The organism is Fluviicola sp. (genome assembly GCF_029266855.1).
Classification (GTDB): domain Bacteria; phylum Bacteroidota; class Bacteroidia; order Flavobacteriales_D; family Crocinitomicaceae; genus Fluviicola.
Map to the genome: position 1 here is coordinate 1,063,490 of NZ_JAQSWB010000001.1, position 17,325 is coordinate 1,080,814.

Annotated in this window: 17 protein-coding genes; 13 read left to right on the forward strand and 4 right to left on the reverse strand. The window is 41.4% G+C overall.

Translation table 11 applies throughout. The features are described 5' to 3' along the window. Window positions 1–7 precede the first annotated feature (7 nt). The 7 genes from ccoS to K0S23_RS04910 all read left to right on the forward strand — a co-directional run bounded on the left by ccoS (window position 8) and on the right by K0S23_RS04910 (window position 6,652). A complete protein-coding gene (gene ccoS, locus K0S23_RS04880; protein ID WP_366944282.1) occupies window positions 8–256 on the forward strand; it encodes a cbb3-type cytochrome oxidase assembly protein CcoS in 249 nt (82 codons plus the stop codon). Next, window positions 225–2,396 (forward strand): cytochrome-c oxidase, cbb3-type subunit I, encoded by a 2,172-nt coding sequence (gene ccoN / locus K0S23_RS04885; protein ID WP_300355076.1) that lies wholly within the window; start codon window positions 225–227, stop codon window positions 2,394–2,396. The genes ccoS and ccoN overlap by 32 nt, the downstream gene beginning before the upstream one ends. Before the next feature lies 1 nt (window position 2,397). Beyond that, window positions 2,398–2,595 (forward strand): CcoQ/FixQ family Cbb3-type cytochrome c oxidase assembly chaperone, encoded by a 198-nt coding sequence (locus tag K0S23_RS04890; RefSeq protein ID WP_300355079.1) that lies wholly within the window; start codon window positions 2,398–2,400, stop codon window positions 2,593–2,595. Beyond that, window positions 2,592–3,995 carry a cbb3-type cytochrome c oxidase N-terminal domain-containing protein gene (locus K0S23_RS04895; protein ID WP_300355082.1) on the forward strand — a complete coding sequence of 468 codons (1,404 nt, stop codon included), beginning with the start codon at window positions 2,592–2,594 and terminating at the stop codon, window positions 3,993–3,995. Before K0S23_RS04890 ends, K0S23_RS04895 begins: the two co-directional genes overlap by 4 nt. Before the next feature lie 51 nt (window positions 3,996–4,046). Beyond that, a complete protein-coding gene (gene ccoG / locus K0S23_RS04900) occupies window positions 4,047–5,435 on the forward strand; it encodes a cytochrome c oxidase accessory protein CcoG (RefSeq protein ID WP_300355084.1) in 1,389 nt (462 codons plus the stop codon). A 69-nt stretch (window positions 5,436–5,504) separates the two neighbouring features. Continuing rightward, the gene (locus K0S23_RS04905; RefSeq protein WP_300355087.1) at window positions 5,505–5,930 is read left to right on the forward strand and encodes a FixH family protein; all 426 of its coding nucleotides are present in this window, start codon (window positions 5,505–5,507) and stop codon (window positions 5,928–5,930) included. Next, window positions 5,927–6,652, forward strand: a complete 726-nt coding sequence (locus K0S23_RS04910) for a sulfite exporter TauE/SafE family protein (RefSeq protein WP_300355090.1) — start codon at window positions 5,927–5,929, stop codon at window positions 6,650–6,652. Before K0S23_RS04905 ends, K0S23_RS04910 begins: the two co-directional genes overlap by 4 nt. 25 nt (window positions 6,653–6,677) lie before the next feature. On the opposite strand, the gene K0S23_RS04915 is transcribed toward K0S23_RS04910, so the two are convergent. From K0S23_RS04915 to K0S23_RS04930, 4 genes are all read right to left on the reverse strand, one after another. Continuing rightward, window positions 6,678–7,706 (reverse strand): transglutaminase domain-containing protein, encoded by a 1,029-nt coding sequence (locus K0S23_RS04915; RefSeq protein WP_300355093.1) that lies wholly within the window; start codon window positions 7,704–7,706, stop codon window positions 6,678–6,680. 45 nt (window positions 7,707–7,751) lie between these two features. Beyond that, window positions 7,752–8,720 carry a hypothetical protein gene (locus K0S23_RS04920; protein ID WP_300355096.1) on the reverse strand — a complete coding sequence of 323 codons (969 nt, stop codon included), beginning with the start codon at window positions 8,718–8,720 and terminating at the stop codon, window positions 7,752–7,754. A 3-nt stretch (window positions 8,721–8,723) separates the two neighbouring features. Then, window positions 8,724–9,242, reverse strand: coding sequence for a sigma-70 family RNA polymerase sigma factor (locus K0S23_RS04925; protein ID WP_300355099.1), 519 nt, complete (start codon window positions 9,240–9,242; stop codon window positions 8,724–8,726). Window positions 9,243–9,399: 157 nt separating this feature from the next. Further along, a complete protein-coding gene (locus K0S23_RS04930) occupies window positions 9,400–10,983 on the reverse strand; it encodes a T9SS type A sorting domain-containing protein (protein ID WP_300355103.1) in 1,584 nt (527 codons plus the stop codon). Between the two features lie 285 nt (window positions 10,984–11,268). Between K0S23_RS04930 and K0S23_RS04935 the strand changes: the two genes are divergently transcribed. The 6 genes from K0S23_RS04935 (at window position 11,269) to K0S23_RS04960 (ending at window position 17,317) form a co-directional block, all read left to right on the forward strand. Continuing rightward, the gene (locus K0S23_RS04935) at window positions 11,269–11,673 is read left to right on the forward strand and encodes a hypothetical protein (protein ID WP_300355106.1); all 405 of its coding nucleotides are present in this window, start codon (window positions 11,269–11,271) and stop codon (window positions 11,671–11,673) included. A 457-nt stretch (window positions 11,674–12,130) separates the two neighbouring features. Further along, on the forward strand, window positions 12,131–12,562 hold the full coding sequence (locus K0S23_RS04940; RefSeq protein ID WP_300355108.1) for a hypothetical protein: 432 nt from the start codon (window positions 12,131–12,133) through the stop codon (window positions 12,560–12,562). A 451-nt stretch (window positions 12,563–13,013) separates the two neighbouring features. After that, complete coding sequence (locus K0S23_RS04945) at window positions 13,014–13,403, forward strand: hypothetical protein (protein WP_300355111.1); 390 nt, start codon at window positions 13,014–13,016, stop codon at window positions 13,401–13,403. Window positions 13,404–13,633: 230 nt separating this feature from the next. After that, on the forward strand, window positions 13,634–15,166 hold the full coding sequence (locus K0S23_RS04950) for a carbon-nitrogen hydrolase family protein (protein WP_300355114.1): 1,533 nt from the start codon (window positions 13,634–13,636) through the stop codon (window positions 15,164–15,166). A gap of 143 nt (window positions 15,167–15,309) precedes the next feature. Continuing rightward, a complete protein-coding gene (gene abc-f, locus K0S23_RS04955) occupies window positions 15,310–16,896 on the forward strand; it encodes a ribosomal protection-like ABC-F family protein (RefSeq protein WP_300355117.1) in 1,587 nt (528 codons plus the stop codon). Between the two features lie 85 nt (window positions 16,897–16,981). Further along, the gene (locus K0S23_RS04960) at window positions 16,982–17,317 is read left to right on the forward strand and encodes a DUF6150 family protein (RefSeq protein WP_300355119.1); all 336 of its coding nucleotides are present in this window, start codon (window positions 16,982–16,984) and stop codon (window positions 17,315–17,317) included. Window positions 17,318–17,325: the final 8 nt, after the last annotated feature.

The window sequence follows — 17,325 nt, forward strand, 5'->3', positions numbered from 1 at the left end:
ATAAGTCATGTTTTTTCCGGTGTTTGACAGCTTTCTTTGCACCATGGGAATGATCTACATTATGTTAATCGTGAGTCTTTGTCTGGCAGTCTTTTTCCTGGTAATTTTTCTATGGGCAGCCAAAACCGGACAGTACGACGACGATTATTCTCCGAGTGTGAGGATTCTCTTCGAAGAAGAAAAAGCAGAACTATCAAATCACAACCAACATAAAGCAAAAAAAGATGGAACAACTAACAGTAAAATACGACAATAAAATCGTAAAGTATTTTGCATTTGCAACAATCATATGGGGCGTTATTGGTATGCTCGTCGGGTTAATTGCAGCATTACAGCTCGCATTTCCGGAATTCTTTAATGAATATTTAGGCTTTCGCTATATTTCATTCGGAAGAATCAGACCGCTGCACACCAACGCTGTCATTTTTGCTTTTGTCGGAAACGGGATATTCATGGGGGTCTATTACTCCTTACAGCGTTTGCTGAAAACCCGTATGTGGAGTGATAAGATGAGTTACCTGAACTTTTGGGGCTGGCAATTTATTATAGTTTGCGCTGTACTTACACTCCCTTTCGGGATTACCTCCAGTAAAGAATACGCCGAACTGGAATGGTGGATCGATATCCTGATTGCCATTATCTGGGTTGTTTTTGGCTGGAACCTCTTTGCTACAATCCTCATTCGTAAAGTGAAACATTTGTACGTAGCGATCTGGTTTTACATCGCCACATTCGTGACGGTTGCCATGCTGCATATCTTCAATTCATTCGAGTTACCGATTTCCTTTATGAAAAGTTACTCCTGGTATGCCGGTGTTCAGGATGCACTGGTACAATGGTGGTATGGACACAATGCCGTTGCTTTCTTCCTTACAACTCCCTACCTCGGTTTAATGTATTACTTCGTGCCAAAAGCAGCAAACAGACCGGTTTATTCTTACCGTTTATCCATTATTCACTTTTGGGCCCTGATCTTCATTTATATCTGGGCAGGTCCTCACCACCTACTTTACACATCACTTCCCGACTGGGCACAAAGTTTAGGAGTTGTCTTTTCAGTCATGCTGATTGCTCCATCCTGGGGAGGAATGCTCAACGGATTGTTGACTCTTCGAGGTGCATGGGATCGTGTGCGGGACGATGTGATGCTGAAATTCATGGTCGTTGCTTTGACATGCTACGGTATGGCTACTTTCGAAGGTCCCTTGCTTTCCCTTAAATCAGTCAATATGATTTCCCACTTCACAGACTGGACAATTGCCCATGTACATGTTGGAGGATTAGGCTGGAACGGAATGATGACTTTCGGATTGATATACTGGTTGATCCCACGTATTTTCCAAACAAAACTATACTCCCAGAAACTGGCAAACCGGCATTTTTGGATTGCAACACTTGGAATCATCCTCTACGCTGTTCCGATGTACATTGCCGGATTTATGCAGGGATTGAGCTGGCAGCATTTTAACCCGGACGGAACACTGGTGAATAAAGACTTTTTGGAGATCGTTATCGACATGAAGCCATATTATATTCTTCGGTCTTTAGGTGGAGCTATCTATATACTCGGTGCTTTAATGATGGTTTACAATGTGTTTAAAACCGTGAGATCAGGTTCTTTACTTGCAAACGAAGAAGTATTGGTTACTGACGAAAGAAACCATATCAGCGCAAAATCAGAATACTGGCACCGGAAAGTTGAGGGCAAACCTGTTCGCTTCATGATTTTAAGCCTTATCGTAGTTGCAATAGGTGGAATTGCGGAAATTATCCCGACGATTGCTGTTAAGTCCAATATTCCGACTATCAGCAGCGTAAAACCTTACACTCCGTTGGAATTGGAAGGACGGGACTTATACATCCGGGAAGGCTGTAATAACTGTCACTCTCAAATGATTCGCCCGATGCGTTTTGAAACTACGCGCTACGGCGAATATACCAAAGCCGGTGAACACGTTTATGAGCATCCGCATTTGTGGGGTTCCAAACGAACAGGACCGGATTTGGCAAGAGAAGGAGGATTGCGCGGAAATATCTGGCATTACAAACACATGATCGATCCGAAAGGAATTTCTCCCGGTTCCATTATGCCGGCTTATCCCTGGATGAAAGATGATAATTTAAATACATCCCTGTTAGTCAAAAAGATACAAGCCATGCGCAAACTGGGGGTTCCGTATGCTAAAAATTATGAATACCAGGCACTCACCGATCTCAATAAGCAAGCAGAAGTCATTGCCACAGACATCGTAAAAAGCATGCCGAAAGTAGCATTGAACGGTATGAAAGAGTCGGACAAAGTAGCAGAATTGAAACAAAAGGAAATTGTTGCTCTCATTGCCTATCTGCAGCGAATCGGAACAGATATCAAAGTAAAACCCTCAAAAGTAAACTGACATGTTAAGATTTATAAAACATCATTTATCCACCGAACAGGGTGTGGATTTTTACGGGATGCTTTCACTGTTAATATTCGTGACCTTTTTCCTGATCGTAATTATCCGCGTTTGGCGAATGAGAAAATCAACCGTCGATGAGTTGAGCAATATTCCTTTAGAAAAGGATCAGGTTCCATCTTTAAACGATCAACAATGAAAGCTTACTTATTAATACTATTAGCGTTAATCTGCGGAAACCAGGCGTTTTCCCAGGGTGAAAATTTATTCAAAGCCAATTGCAATACCTGTCATGCGCTGGAAAAAAACTCGACGGGTCCGATGCTCAAAGGAGTAAAGGCGAAATGGACGGATGCAGGTGAAGGTCAGATGCTTTACGATTGGGTGAAAAATTCCAAAGGCCTGATCACTTCCGGAAAAAGTAAAATGGCGACAGCAATCAAGGACTTCTCCGGGTCAGATATGCCGGCTCAGCAGGTAACTCCCGAACAAATAGACCAGATTCTGGACTTTGTGGACACGTATGTTCCGGTTGTGAAAGATCCGAAAATTGGAATTGATCCGAAAACAAACCCGGAAGCGGAACTTTTACCGGATTACGGGCAGAACCTGAATTTGTTCTATGCCTTAACAACACTAATCATTGTCTTGCTTTTGGCCATTATCCTGATGAGCAATTCGATCCTAAGCTTTGTGAAATCCGATGTTTTCAAAGACAAATTAAAAAACCAGGAACAAGATAAAGACAAAGGTGGATTGACAAAACTGGTTTTAATCCTGATTTCAATAGGAACCATTTTCATTCCCGGTAAATCTTACGCACTCTCTTTTGATCCGACAGACGCTACTCAAGCCGAAATGCCTTGGCTGAAAGTAGAGAACTCCGATGTCTATGTTTTAATCGGGATAAACATCGTTCTGTTATTGATAGTTGTCTATTTACGCAGTCTTTTCAATAATTTCTACTACATGGTTTACAAGCGCAAAGAAAAGGCTGTTAAACCAAAACGGAGTAAAGTAGCCAAAGTATTGGTAGACGCTGTTCCGATCGAAGAAGAATCAAGTATTTTAATGGACCATGAATACGATGGAATCCGGGAATTAGACAATAACCTTCCACCTTGGTGGTTGTGGGGTTTCTATATGACGATCGTTTTTGCTTTCTGTTATATTCTATACTACCATGTTTTCAATGGCGATTCTCAGGAAATGGAATACAAACATTCAATGGTTGCAGCGCAGAAAGAAATTGATGCCTATTTGAAAGAAGCCGCCATGAATGTGGACGAAAGCAATGTAAGCCTTCTTACTGACCAGGAAGCCTTAGGAACAGGGAAATCACTTTTTGAAGCCAATTGTACTGTTTGCCACAAAGACGGAAGCGGAGATATCGGACCGAATCTGACAGATAAATTCTGGATCTATGGAAACGATATCAAAACGGTCTTCGGAACGGTGAAAACCGGGACAACGAACGGAATGCCCGAGCATGCTTCCAAACTCAATCCGATCCAGCTTCAGCAGGTATCTTCTTATGTATTAAGTCTGAAATACAAACCCGGAAAAGAACCTCAGGGGAAAGAGTTCCCTGCAAAATAACACTGGAAATGTCTGCTCTCACGAGCGGGCATTTTCTACATAACACGAGTCATGGAAGAAGAATTCAGAGATCATATTTCAACTGTCAACGAAGATGGAAAGCGTATTTGGGTTTATCCTAAGAAACCTAAAGGGAAATTCACGAATCGTCGGAAATGGGTCAGTTATTCCCTATTGATCTTCTTATTGACTGCTCCGTTCATAAAAATCAAGGGAGATCAGCTTATTGAATTAAACATCCTGGAGCGAAAATTTTCCATATTCGGGGCGACGTTCTGGCCGCAAGATCTCTATTTATTCGCCGTAATATTGATCATCTTCATTGTTTTCGTGATTCTCTTCACGATTATCTACGGAAGATTATTTTGCGGCTGGTTCTGTCCCCAAACTATTTTCATGGAGTTTGTCTTCCGCAGGATCGAATATTGGATCGATGGAGACTGGACCCAACAAAAAGCCCTGGACAAACAAGCCTGGAATGCCAAAAAATGGGGAAAGCGAATATTGAAACATACCATTTTCTGGCTCATTTCTTTCGTTATCGCCAATATTTTCCTCGCTTATATTATCGGGAGTGATGCCTTACTAAAAATCATCCTGGAGCCGGTTCACTTGCATACAGGGGGTTTGATTTCCATGGGAATCTTCACTACTTTGTTCTACTTCGTGTTTTCCCGTTTACGCGAACAAGTCTGTACAACCATTTGTCCCTACGGACGATTACAAGGCGTTTTACTTGACCAGAACTCCATGGTAGTTGCTTATGATTATGTGCGCGGAGAACAGCGAAGCAAATTCAGAAAAGGAGAAGATCGCCCTGCAGCCAAAAAAGGAGATTGTATTGATTGCGCTCAATGTGTCCACGTCTGTCCTACCGGAATTGATATCCGCAACGGAACGCAGCTGGAATGTGTGAACTGTACGGCCTGTATCGATGCCTGCGATACGATGATGGATGGTGTGGGATTGGAGAAAGGCCTGATCCGCTTCGTTTCCGAAAACGGGATTAAAAACCGGTCGCGATTCCAATGGACCACAAGAGTGATCTCCTACACCGTGCTGCTGGTAATCCTCATCGGAGTTTGGATTACGATGCTGGCAATGCGCGAAGATTTTTCCACAACGATCCTGAGACAGCGCGGTTCAACCTTTCAAATTGATGAGGATAATCAGATTACCAATATATTCGAGATCGATCTGACTAATAAGACGAAAGAAACCTTCGATGTCAGACTGCGTTCTTCCGAAGGTGAAGTGAAGCTTCAGATTGCGAATGAAAGGATCCGTCTACCCGGAGAAAAACATGTCAGGGAACGTTTCATAGCGCGTTTTCCATATAAAGTAATTGAAAAAGGAACACATAAAATCGATGTGATCATATTAGGGAACGGGGAAGAAATAGACCGGGTTTCCATTAAATTGATCGGACCGAGCTTTTAAAGAATTCAAAAGTAAAAATGTAAAATGCAAGAGTTTTGAATTTTGCATTTTGAATTAATAATTAAACAGATGAGTTGGGGAAAAGGAATTATTATCGGAATGGGCCTGTTCATGGGCTTCATTATTACGCTGGTTGTGATCATGATGCGCCAGAATATTGACCTGGTGCAGGAGGATTATTACCAGAAAGAACTGGATTACGACAAGCAGTACAATGCTGAAACAAACTACCTAAGTGCAAAGGATTCGATCCGGGTAGCATTGAGTTCAGAAGAACTTTCGCTTTACTTCCCGGAAGAATTCCAAACCGGAAAGGCATCCGTTCAGCTGATCCGTCCGAACGACAAAAAAATGGATCTGATCCTGTCCCTGGAAGCAAAGGAAAATGTGCGGATTCCGGTGAAACAGCTTGCGAAAGGACGGTTCAATTGCACTGTATCGGGATTCCATAATGGGAAACCATATGAAATGAATCAAATTCTGATTGTCAAATGATCTACCTGCTGAGCTCTTTTATGCTCGGACTGGCAAGTTCGTTTCACTGTATTGCTATGTGCGGCCCCATTGCATTAGCACTTCCGTTAAACAGGAATTCACCTCTTCAGACTCTTCTTGGAATCCTGGAGGCAAACCTGGGACGGATTGTTAGCTATACCTTACTGGGGCTGATTATCGGGAGCCTGGGTTTTTCGCTTCAGCTGTTCCGCTTATTTCAAGTATTGAGCATCGTTTTCGGGATCTTGTTGATTGTGATTGCCTGGCGGAAGACCTGGATCAAACGCTTTGAATTCAGAATGCCGGGATTTTCACAGTGGGTTTCGGGAAAAATGGGCAAACTCTTAAAAACACAGGGAACTTTCAGGCTGTTCGGTATCGGCTTACTAAACGGCTTACTTCCCTGTGGGATGATCTTCCTGGCGCTTGCAAATGCTTTATTGGCCGAAAATTCCTTTGGGAGTGCAGCAGCCATGGCAGCTTTCGGATTCGGAACACTTCCCGGTTTAATCGGTGCGGGATTTTTTGCTCAACGGATCAATACCAACTTTCGCAGTAAAATAAGTGCTGCTTTCCCCTATTTGTTATCCATTATCGGGATCCTGGTGATTCTCAGGGGAGCTAATCTGGGAATTCCGGTACTAAGTCCGAAAATTGAACAGCAAGTGCAGAGCGGAAATCAAAAAACAGTTGTCATCGAGTGTCACAAGCCCCGGAACTGACTTTGGGCAAGGGATAATTATTTGCTTATTTCTTTAATTTATCCCGCTCTTCTCCTAATTTCAAAATGCGGTAGTTCGTGTATTTGATGTATTTTCTTTTGGTACGGTTCTCCGACAGGTTTTTCCGGATTCCTTCATACAGGTAAATCGCATCGTTATAATCCGCTTTCAACAGCAGTTGCTTGCGTTTCGTTTTCTTATCCAGGACTTTGCGAATGCGTATTTCAAGCAATTTCAACCCTGCTCCCTTCACTTTCGGATTGAATTGCTGCGCCGCAATAGCTTCATCCAGCAGCTGATCTTTCCAGTCTTTCGTCATGCGGAGATTCAGAATAGAATCACTTGGAGGTGTTTGAGCAAGATCGGGTGTTTTCCATAAAAAGCGGCGGTAACGGAAGTCTTTATAAGATCGCTGCTGATTCAATAATTGAAAAACCGGGTCTGCAGGCAAATGAACTGTTCCGAATTTTACCGGATCCGTAAATAAAAAGTCGTAATTGATCCGCTCCTGATCTAATCTTTTATTGGTAAAGTGTTGCATCCCGAAAGTCACATCCAGGACATACCATTTCCCGTTTACCCGGACAACGTTCCATGCATGATTGTAATAGCTTTTCTTCACCGGGTGAAAAATGCTGAATGTTCTGGAATAGCCGGAAACACGAAAGCATCCGATATCCAGGCTGTCACACAATGTTGCGAATAAGTTTGAGAAATCGCCGCAAACTCCCCTTTTCTTTTTGATCACCTCGGATAAATACAACTCCCGCTTGATCTCGCGCTTGTAAATGAGTTTCAGCCGATTCAGATCGTACTTGTAAGATCCTGCAATGTAAGTGTAAATCGTATAGACTTTTTCCAATTCCGTTTTACAGGAATCACCGATCAGATGTGCGACCTTATTCCAGGATTTTTCCTCCCTGGAGGCCAGGTTTGCAATTTTATTCAAACGCACCGTATCCAATTCCTGCCCCAGGAAAATACCAGTCCGTTTTTGTCCAAACACATGAATTCCGCAAAAAAGCAGCAATAAGATCAGATGGTATTTCTTCAAGGCAACACGTTATTTAAGTTATGTAAAATTAGTATTCTCATCAACTTATTTCAAGGAATCGCTGTTTCTTTCCAAACGAATATATTCTTCTTCACAATCGCGTACATCCTTCCCGGATCGCTTCGGAATATAGAGCACCTTTCTTTTTTGCTTCTTGCCAAAATGTCCTTTCCGCTTGTTTTTGGACGATTTAATGTTGGAAGTAACCACGATCTCATCATACATTAAGGGAATAAACTCATTTCCCCTGTAATCAATGAACCCAAACTTCTGCTGGTCCATCACCAATGCATAACCGCAATACAGATCATTGAATTTCCCGATACTGTCGTATTGTTTTGACAATTTGAGATCTTCATATTGTGTCACTGCTTCCTCATCCGGTTTCTTATCAGTATATCCCAGTACCACTTCCGTTGGTTTTCCCGGAGGAACAAGCGAATCGACAGCTAAGGATAATAAGTGTTTGGCTGCCTGACCGGAATTGGCAATTCCTACTCTTTTCAGCGGATTTACAGCTTCATTCTTATGTATATTTGATTTGAAAGAAGTTGTATTCCGGGCCTGATCTTCTACCGTATTCCAATCAGAAGATTGAATAAGAGAACTTTTGTCTCCTGTTGGGGCCGGTTGATTGATGATCGTGTCGCGGATATCTGTTTCTTTCCGAACTTCTTCTGAATTTACCGCAACAGCCGGTGATTTCGATTCAGCTACTCCTGCGTCCTTTTTGTTTTGAACCAAATAAACAAGCCCAACAGTTGCTGCAGCTGCAACAAATACAGTGATCATAAACTGTTTAATCCGCAAGTTGCGCAGGTATGATTTTCCAGTCTGCTGTATAATTGTTCGCTGGGAAGCGCGTTTTGCCGCCGACTGAATAAGCTGATGCAGTTCCAGTTCTTCCCGCAACTCCGGGTTGACCTGTAATTCCTGTTCAAACGCCATTTTTCCTTCATCTGAAAGTTCGTTCTGCAAATAACGTTCTATTAGTTGATTCCAATTTGTTTCCATGTCTTATGCTTTCATTGGTTCAACCTGTAATTCTTTTTCTCCGATCATTTCCTTTGCTTTCTGCAGGCATCGGTATTTCTGTGCTTTTGCAACTTTATCGTTCCGAAGTCCGATCTTTTTGGCAATATCCACCATGTTCCAACCAAGTCCATAAAACAGCTGCAACAGTTCCTGGCACTGAGCTCCCAATTTTTCCAATGTCGATTCCACTTCCCGAATTTTTAATTCTTTCTCGAACCAGGCATCCTCCGTTGCCTCCATATTCTCATGCAACTCTGTTGAAAGCTGTTTCTGTTCCTTCCGTGCCTGGTTATACCACAATAGTTTGCAGGTATTCCGGACATAGAAAAAAGGTTCAACGGTCAGTTCAAAATCTGATGATTCGCGTTTACGTACGTAAATGAGCAGCGCTTCCTGGAAAATATCTTCCCCACTCACCGAATCGCAGCCCAAAGTCTTCAGGTAGCGGCGGATATCCGGCCATTTCCGGTAGAGCTGTTTTAATTCTTGCTGGATATTCATTTGGTCCAATTACGAAGGTGTTTTCATTCTAATGTTGGGAAAGTGAAAAGGTAAACATTAATTCAATAATTAATTACGAATACTGAATAGGGAATATCAAAACCACGGAAACAAAAAAGGCGGTCATGTTGACCGCCTTCCCATTATTAAAAAGCAATTATTCCTTTACAAGCCTTAACTGTCTTACATTTAATCCTTGCATAATTTGAAGGATATAGACTCCTTTTAGCAATGAAGAAAAATCTTTGGTATTAATTTCCATACCCGACCAGATAACCTGACCGACTGTGTTTATCAGTTCAAAGGTTTCATTTCCTGGAATATTTGACACCTGGATAGTTGATTTAAACGGATTTGGATACGCGTTTACACCTGATAGTTCGTTATCATCAATTCCCAATGATGTGATTACTACACATGCAGAAGTATCAGTACATCCATTGGAAGTAATGATAACTGCGTAAGTTCCATTCGTTGCAGGTGAATAATTTTGTCCTGTTTCATTGACAATTAAAGCGGAAGTAGTACAATCAATCCATTGATATGTACCAGTTTCAACAGCATGAATAACAAAGCCCTGAACTGTTGTTGTAGCTGTAAACGTACAAACAACCACATTCACACAATTGGATGTATCCATACAACCATTCTCGTTAATAATTACCGCATAATTACCCGTTTGGTCCGGAGTAAAACTCTGACTGGTAGCTCCTGCAATCGGGGTATTACCTGAGCAGTTTATCCACTGATAAGTTCCGGATTGAACTGCAGTAACAGTAGATCCATTAATAGTTGTAGTTGCCGTTAAGTTACATACTACCACATTTACACAATTAGAAGTATCAGAGCAGCTTCCGTTATTAACGATAACTGCATAATTACCGGTTTGTGTTGGAGTAAAGCTCTGGCTGGTAGCTCCTGCAATCGGGGTATTACCTGAGCAGTTTATCCACTGGTATGTAGATCCTGCTTCATTAGCTGATATGGTAATCCCGTTTAAGGTAGTTGAATTATCAACTGTGCAAGCGACATAAGTAATAGTAACATAACCGCCTGTTCCGGTTCCCGGGCCACCACCATTACCATTACCACCACCACCGCCACCGCCGTAGTTTAAACCATTACCAGATGGATTGCTAACATTACATGAAGGATCGGTAAAACCTGCACCTTTACCTCCATCACCACCTGGTGCTCCTCCGCCTGTACCAGCAGCTCCTCCGGGTGTTTGGCATTGTCCGGTCCATGCAATTGTATTACCTCCATTACCTCCATTACTAACCAAACCGGCACCACCGCCACCGCCACCGCCGAAATAGGTCCAATAGCCGCCGCCGTTACCTCCGGTACGATTAATAGTACCACCTGAACCACTGCCACCACTACCGCCACCGCCAATAGTAGGGTTACTTACACTGGTTCCATTGGCTCCACCAGTAGCACTAATCATCATGTCTACAGCCGAGGTTCCTCCGGCAGGTCCGCCTCCCGCCACTCCAACAGTTACTGTTAAAATCTGACCGGGGGTTACTGCATATGTTCCTTTCGCATAACCGCCGCCACCTCCACCGCCACCTCCATTTCCGCCACCGGCGCCTCCTGCTCCAATGACTTCAATGTCTAAGGAGGTAACTCCTGCGGGAACATTAAATGTTGAACTATTGCTAAAATTTACTGTTGTTTGTGAAAATGTCGTTCCACCAATTAGGATTAGTAGTAATGTGTTGAATAGTGTCTTCATATTAATTTACTTAAAATGTTGATGTGAGTTTAAATAATTACTTCGTAGTATAAAACCGTAATTTACATATAAAGTGACGAAAGTCAAAAAAAACATTTCCAATGCTCCGGTCTAAATTGTATCCATTAGCCATCTCTTTTAGAACAAAATCCTTGTGCAAAAACTCGATCTCCATTTGACTGACGAACATGACATTAAATGAAATTCTGCCAATAAATACTAAAAGCCCGCAATACCGCCACGGGATCACTAATTTAGATGATAAACTAATAGATCCCGTTGAGTATGAAAGAAGTAGTTGTTGCGGTATCTGCCGGATTGATCATTATTATAAATGGGATCATCGGGCATTACTATCCGCTGAGTGGAATTTTAGGAACACCCATTATTTTGGGAATTACTTCAGTTATCATCGTTATGGGAATGGGAAAGAAATCCCGAAGCATCCTGAAAAGTATCTTTTTGATCGTTTTCGCACTGTTCAATGATTTCCTGATCCGGCGTTATTCGGGCGGAATTCATGATAATGAAAGTGCTGGCTTAATCACTTTATACCTGTTTTACGGATCTATTGTGAGTTACCTTGTTTTAATCCTGGGAACTTTCAGCAGTAATGACAAAGTTTGGAAGAAAGCCACTGCTTTGGTACTTTTTCCTTTGGTGATGGTTTTATATATGGGACTACGATAGTCTCATAGAAACCGGGAACAAAATTCAAAAGGAGATAATTGAATGGGGAATCTGCTGTGATGAAACGAATTTACAGATTTGAGCATTTTCTTTTTGACATGATGGTTTTAGGATGTCAAGACCTGTAGGAGATTATTTTTTCATATTTGGGTTAAATAAAAGTTCCAATCCCCAATAAACTCGTTTGTTAAATCCTGAACAAAAGTCGCTTTATACTCGCTCTATAGTCGCTCTACTGTCACTCTATAGTCGCTTGATCTTCGCTTAAGGGTCGAGAGAGGGAAAAAATGGAGATGCTTTGGGGTTTGAAGTAAGGAAAATAGTTTACACTAGTGAGAAGTGATATGAGGTTACGCAGAAGTTTTGGATAATGAGTTTCTCCCACGGAGGAGCACGGAGGAACACGGATTTTTAAAAAAAATAGTAGTTTAGCAGTTAACTAACTTTTGAAGAAATCATGAATTCTCCATCTAAAAACCCCTCAATTCTTAAGACTGCGCTTATTTCCGCGGGTTTTCTTTCGGTAATAAGTATTTTATTTGATTTGGTAGCATCGTCCTTTACGTTTCATCATTTATTGCAATTAGATTATTTATTCTATAAGATAGGATTGGAAGCCTTGATCGCCTTCCTTGCTTCTGCCGGAACCGCGTTTGTGACTCCCAAACTTCCTGATTTTACTTTTGGAACAGTTATTATCAGAGTATTCACCTATTGCTCATTCTATATCGTTGGATTTTTACTTCTTTCTTTTGCGCTTTATCTTACGATAAGCGGCAGTCATTTAACATTTAACAAAACAAGTTTGGGTATTTTCTTAGGCGGGATTAAAGATTCGTTTGTTTTTATGGTTGTTTGGATGGTGTTGAAGTATCGGCAAACGACTTAAGGACGAAATAGGGTTCTTAGTCCGCAGATTACGCAAGAAGGCGCAGAGGTATTCAGAATACTATTTTTTAATTTTTATGTTCTTTGCCATTGCCGCAAAGAACCAAAGGGCTAGGCCTGTATTCGGAAATCTGAAAAGTACATGGCATTGCGCGAAAGCATTTAAAACTCACCGTCATACTGACGGCTCAAACAAGAAATGCTTTTTTTCGCTCCATTTATTCCTTTTCAACGATTTCCAGCATAAGGGCCAATTTTGAATCTGGCTTCGGAGGAACGAATCAGTATTCGGCAAACGACTTATGTATAAATATAAAATAGGGTTTGTAGTTCCCGCAGGATACAAAAGGCGCAAAAGTTTTCAGAAAAACACTAGTTTAGTATAACTATCTATTTTCATTGTTAAAATAATCAGATTTATTGACCTGCCTGAATTCAGTTAAAAAGGATAAATGACAACTTACGAAATTATTATAGCCACCCTTATTTATTTTGTGACTCCAATCATAGGTATGCTTTATTTCGTGCATCTGAGGGATAAAATGATTAAAGCTCAGGTTAAAAATCCACCGGTCATCGAGTTATTATTGGTTTTCGCTATTTACGGTGTTCTTTTGATACTTATACTCACAACTCTTTTTTGGGAATGGTCCGCATTCGCTTCACTTGGAGTCATTTTCATCGTTTTCGTTGCACCAATTTTAATGGCTTTTATCTCTGTCCGTTTACAGATGAACAAATCTTCCACAAATTATCACCTTGCTCTTCAAAAAGCTGCTTTGTATTATTTTCTGATTTTTCCGGTAAGTTTGTTCCTGTTGTTCTGGCTAGGTAAAAATTAACTCGTAGAACTATTTTACTTTTTTTTTAGAAAAAACAGGATTTATTGTTCCCGCAGGATGCAAAAGGCGCAGAAGTTTGACCATTTTATGTTGGTTTTTAAAAATCCAATCAAGGGCCAATTTTGAATTTGGCTTCGGAGATGCTTCAATACTTTAAAAAATCACTAATTCTCACGAACATCTTTCCTGGTTCTTTGATTTTTGAGTAATTTCAAAAAAAACACAGATTAATGGACATTGTTGACAATATTGAACTCACCTATTTAAGTATTTCCGACTACGAAGCATTGAAAGAAGCGATGGTTGAATCCTACGCGGGTTTGGCAAATCCATACTGGAACAGAAAGCAGATAGAGACGCTCATTAACCAGTTTCCCGACGGGCAGGTTGCTATTAAAGTCAACGGACAAATAGCAGGCGTGGCACTTTCTATTATTGTTGACTCTTCGAAATACGAGCATTTGCACACCTACAAACAGATCACGGGAAATTATACTTTCAAGACACACCGTCCTACCGGGAATATCCTGTACGGTATCGATGTGTTTATCAAAAAAGAATTCCGCGGTTTGCGCCTCGGCCGACGTTTATACGATTACCGCAAAGAATTGTGCGAGAAACTGAATCTCAAAGGGATTGCATTCGGCGGACGCATTCCGAATTTTCATAAGTACGCGAAGCAGATGTCGCCGAAAGAATATATCGAAAAGGTAAAACGGAAAGAGATCCATGATCCGGTACTTGATTTCCAGATGTCGAATGATTTTCACCCTTCAAAGATCCTGAAGAATTACCTGGAAGGCGATGCACATTCCAAAGATTATGCGGTCCTGCTGGAATGGGATAATTTATACTATGAAGTAAAAAATGAAGCTCCCAGTGCGATAAAAACCGTTGTTCGTTTGGGGCTTATCCAATGGCAAATGCGGCCCTACTCCAACCTGGACGACCTGATGCAGCAAGCCGAATACTTTATTGATGCCGTTTCTGGTTATCGATCGGATTTTGCCTTGTTCCCGGAGTTCTTTAATGCTCCTTTGATGGCTGAAGACAACCATTTATCGGAACCGCAGGCAATTCGTGAATTGGCAAAATATACTCATGAGGTGGTGCAGCAATTCTCGAAACTGGCAATCAGCTACAACATCAATATTATTACAGGGAGTATGCCCGAAATACAAAATGACCGACTTTACAATGTGGGCTATTTGTGTCACCGTGACGGCAGAATTGAAAGCTTTGAGAAGATCCACGTAACCCCTGACGAAGCAAAAATCTGGGGAATGGAAGGCGGAAATCACCTGCAGGTATTTGATACGGATTGCGGGAAGATCGGGATCCTGATCTGCTACGATGTAGAATTCCCGGAACTCAGCCGCTTACTGGCAAATGAGGGGATGGACATTCTCTTTGTTCCTTTCCTGACAGATACACAAAACGGGTATTCGCGCGTGCGTCATTGTGCCCAGGCAAGAGCAATCGAAAACGAATGTTATGTGGCAATTGCCGGAAGTGTAGGAAACCTTCCGAACGTACACAACATGGATATTCAATATTCGCAATCCATGGTATTCACACCTTGTGATTTTGCTTTCCCTTCAAACGGAATAAAGGCGGAAGCCACTCCAAACACGGAGATGATCCTGATCGCAGATGTGGATATTACCTTATTGCGCGAGCTGAACCAGTTCGGGTCCGTGAGAAACCTGAAAGACCGCAGAACCGATATTTATGATTTGAAGAAGAAGAAACGAAGGGAGTAATGTTTTAATTACGAATTAGGAATAATCATTATCTTTGCAATCAGAATAAACACAGTCATGTAAAATCAAATTTCTTTCTATAAATACAGGCGGCAAAACCGCTGAGTTGTTTGCCGTAATTCGTCACTCTCAAGAAAGAAATCATGATTATTCTTCAAAACATTTCATATCAACATCCCAATAAGGATCGCTTGTTTGAGAATCTCAATCTAAGCATTCAAAATCAGAATAAAGCAGCCATCATTGGAAATAACGGTGTGGGTAAATCCACGCTGTTGAAAATCATTGCCGGACAATTGCATCAGACAAGCGGACAATTAACAATCCAGGCGGTTCCCTATTTCATTCCACAGCACTTCGGCCAGTTTGATCAGCTTTCCATTGCACAAGCATTACGGATCGAAGATAAACTGCTTGCATTCAAAGAAATTCTTGCAGGAAATGTTACGGAAGAACATTTAAATACGCTAAACGACGACTGGACCATTGAAGAGCGCTGTGAGACGGCACTCAATCTTTGGCAGTTAAATGGTTTGGATCCCGATCAAAAACTTGATTCCCTAAGCGGCGGACAAAAAACAAAAGTGTTTCTCGCCGGAATTTCCATACATCAGCCGGAACTGATTTTAATGGATGAACCAACGAATCATTTGGATACCGAAGGCCGCAAGCTACTGTATGATTTCGTTCAAAACAGCACATCTACCCTGCTTATCGTAAGTCACGACCGAAAACTGCTCAATTTAACGGATACGATCTGCGAATTGAGTAAGACCGGAATTCGAGTCTATGGCGGAACCTATGATTTTTATACCGAACAAAAAGAAATCGAACAACAGGCTTTACTAAATGAACTGCGGAATACCGAAAAAAGTCTCAAAAAAGCAAAGGAAAAAGAACGCGAAACTTTAGAAAGACAAAACAAACTGGATTCCCGCGGAAAGCAGAAACAGGACAAGGCCGGAGTTGCGCGCATCATGATGAATACTCTGAAGAACAATGCGGAGAAGAGCACGGCAAAAGTGAAGAACATGCATTCGGATAAAATTGAAGGCATCTCCGGGGATTTGCAGCAGGTCCGGTCCAAATTGCCCGAGTTTGATCAAATTCAATTCGGGTTTGCTAATGCGTCTTTGCATAAGGGTAAAATCCTTTTTAAAGCAAAAGACCTGAATCTGAATTATGGAAATTCGACTTTATGGAAACGTTCCCTAAACATTCAAATAAACAGCGGAGAACGGATTTCAATTCAGGGTCCGAACGGATCCGGAAAAACAAGTCTGCTTAAATTAATCCTGGGAAAATTTCACGTGGAAAACGCACAAATTCAGCGGATAGACGCTTCTGCAGTTTATATTGACCAGGATTATTCATTGATCGACAACTCCAAAACCGTTTATGAACAAGCGCAGGCGTTTAATAACACCGCTTTACTGGAACACGAAATAAAGATCAGGCTGAATCGTTTTCTTTTTCACAAGGAGACCTGGGATAAATCCTGTCGCAATCTGAGTGGCGGCGAGCGGATGCGCTTGCTTCTCTGCTGTCTTACCATTTCCAGTAAATCTCCCGATATGCTGATCCTGGATGAACCAACGAATAACCTGGACATTCAAAATATTGAAATACTAACAGCCGCTATTAATCAATATCATGGCACAATCCTTGTAGTTTCGCACGATGAAATTTTCCTGGATCAAATACAAATTGATCGGGCAATCAATTTGTAGGTCAAAGAGTTCAGAAACAGAAATCGTTTAATTTGAACTTTTGAACCATTGAACATTTAAATTATATTTGTTAAAACAACCTTTTATGAAAGCACTACTAGCATTTGGTATTTTATTCCTAGGCGCGAGCCAGGCATTTTCACAACAAGTTTACTCTGTAGATTATGAATCACAGGCAGATGTGAAAGTCTTTGTTGTGGATTATGAATCACAGGCTGACCTCTTGGTTTATAAAGTGAAATACTCTTCTCAGGCAGGAGATAACGACGGAAAATGGTTTTTTGTCGATTACGAAAGTCAGGCGAAAAAGTCGGTTTATTTTGTGAAATATGAAAGCCAGGCAGATTTGAAGATCTATTTTGTGGACTATGAAAGTCAGGCTGGCTGGAAAAACAGCAGCAAGAAGCAGTTGATGTATTAAAGACTGAT